This window comes from Caldimonas sp. (assembly GCF_046289365.1).
Classification (GTDB): Bacteria; Pseudomonadota; Gammaproteobacteria; order Burkholderiales; family Burkholderiaceae_C; genus Caldimonas.
In genome coordinates, this window is sequence record NZ_JBKBVU010000316.1 from 1 (window position 1) to 2,340 (window position 2,340).

The following is a 2,340-nucleotide window of genomic DNA, read 5'->3' on the forward strand; positions in this document are numbered from 1 at the left end:
TCACCCAGGTCAGCGTGCCCTTGACCTTGACGGCGTCGGCCCCGGGGGTGCCGCTCTTGGTGTCGGGCACCACCGTGGCCAGCACGGCCGTGACGCGGCCGTCCGCATCCTTCTCGCAGCCGGTGCACTCGACCACATAGCCGTACTTGAGGCGCACCTTGTTGCCGGGGAAGAGGCGGAAATAGCCCTTGGGCGGCTGCTCCATGAAGTCCTCGCGCTCGATCCAGACTTCCGGCCCCAGGCTGAAGTGGCGCTGGCCCAGCTCCGGCCGCTGTGGATGCACCGGGGCGCTGCACGCCTCGCGGTGGCCGGCATCGCCAAACACCTGCGCCCAGTTCGTGAGCTTGAGCCGGACCGGATCCAGCACCGCCATGGCGCGCGGCGCCTTGCCCTCCAGGTCGTCGCGCAGGGCGATCTCCAGGTTGCTGTAGTCGATCCAGCCCCCAGCTTTGCTGACCCCGGTGCGTTCGCAGAACAGGCGGATGGCTTCGGGCGTGTAGCCGCGGCGGCGCAGCCCGACGATGGTGGGCATGCGCGGGTCGTCCCAGCCGCTGACGATGCGCTCGTCCACCAGTTGCTTGAGCTTGCGCTTGCTGGTGACCACGTAGGTCAGATTCAGCCGGGCGAATTCGTACTGATGCGGCAGGTTGAAGGGCTCGATGCGGTACGCCTCCAGCGCGGATGCCAGCAGCGGCGTGAACTGGTGGGCCTGCGCCTTGAGCAGCCCGAAGAACTCACCCAGGTCGCGCAGCACCGCGTCGCGGTCGTGCTCCCACTTCGCAAACAGCGCCCGCATGCGCCGCTCGGGCTCGGTGTTCAAGCCGAGCTTGTGCGCGTGGTTGTGGCAGTGAAGGGCAAACTCCTTGCCGGCTTCCACCCCCTGCTGTTCGATGCGCTCGACGAGTTGGCGGGCGCGCTCGAACTGCGGCGCACGCAGGATCGGCACGATGCGCTCGAGCAGCCAGTCGTAAAACGGCCGCTGGTCCTCGAACTCCAGCGTGCAAATGCTGTGGGTGATGTTCTCCAGCGCATCCTCGATCGGGTGCGCGAAGGTGTACATGGGGTAGATGCACCAGGCGTCGCCGGTGTTGTGGTGCGTGGCGTGTTTGATGCGGTAGATGGCCGGATCGCGCAGGTTGATGTTGGGCGAGCCCATGTCGATCTTGGCGCGCAGCACCATCGCGCCGTCGGCGTGACGACCGTCGCGCATTTCGCGAAAGCGTGCCAAGCTCTCCTCGGCGGGGCGGTTGCGGTAGGGGCTGTCGATCCCGGGTTCGGTCAGCGTACCGCGGTTGGCCCGCATCTGCTCCGGCGTCTGTTCGTCCACGTAGGCGTGGCCGGTTTCGATCAGGTACTCGGCCGCCCGGTACATGAAGTCGAAGTAGTCGCTCGCGTAGTACAGGTGGCGGGTGCCGTGGGCTTCCCAGCTCCAGCCCAGCCATTGCACGGCATCCAGGATGGAATCGACGTACTCCTGGTCCTCCTTCTCGGGGTTGGTGTCGTCGAAGCGCATGTGGCACACGCCGCCGTAGGCCTGCGCCAGGCTGAAGTTGAGCCAGATGCTCTTGGCGTGGCCCACGTGCAGGTAGCCGTTGGGCTCCGGCGGAAAGCGCATGCGCACCCGGGCCGGGTCGACCGCGCCCCGCTCGTGGTGGCTGCCGTCGCCGGGGCTGCCGCCCCACAGGCGGCCGTGGTAGCGGCCCTGGGCCAGGTCGCGCTCGATGATCTGGCGCAGAAAATGGCTGGCAGCGGGCGGATGGGGGGAAGAGTGCGGGGCGTGGTCGCTCATGGCCCCGATTTTAGGCGGCCCCCGTCGCCAGACAGACCCGGTTGCGCCCGCCGTGCTTGGCGCGGTAGAGGGCCTCGTCGGCCTGGTTGATCAGGTACTGATAATCCGGGTGGCCGCCGTAGGGCGCCACACCGATGCTGGCGGTCAGCGACAGGTGCACGCCGTTGGCCAGCGCGAACGGTGTGGCAGCGATGCGCTGGCGCAGCTTTTCGGCCTGCGCCTGGGCTTGCTCGCTCGGCGCGTCCACCAGCAGGACCAGGAACTCCTCGCCTCCGTAGCGGAACACGAAGTCGCTGGAGCGCACGCTGTTGAGCAGGATGGAGGCCATTTGCTGCAGCACGCTGTCGCCCGCGTCGTGGCCGTGGAGGTCGTTGATGTGCTTGAAATGGTCCAGATCGAGCAGCAGCACCGAGAAGGCCGTATGCCGCATCTGGGCAAGGTGGATCTCGCGCGCCAGGATGGGGGCGAGGAAGCGCCGGTTGAGCAGCCGTGTGAGCGTGTCGCGGCCACTCTCCAGCTCGACATGGCGCTCGAACAGGGTGTTGACCAGG

Annotated in this window: 2 protein-coding genes; both read right to left on the reverse strand. The window is 67.5% G+C overall.

Annotated features, from left to right (window positions below):
• Positions 1-1,789, reverse strand: a 1,789-nt coding sequence (locus tag ACK42S_RS17505) for a glutamine--tRNA ligase (protein WP_409710623.1), incomplete at its 3' end; no start/stop codon positions are given.
• Positions 1,790-1,799: 10 nt separating this feature from the next.
• Positions 1,800-2,340 (reverse strand): GGDEF domain-containing protein (locus ACK42S_RS17510; protein ID WP_409710626.1); only part of this gene is annotated, 541 nt, incomplete at its 5' end.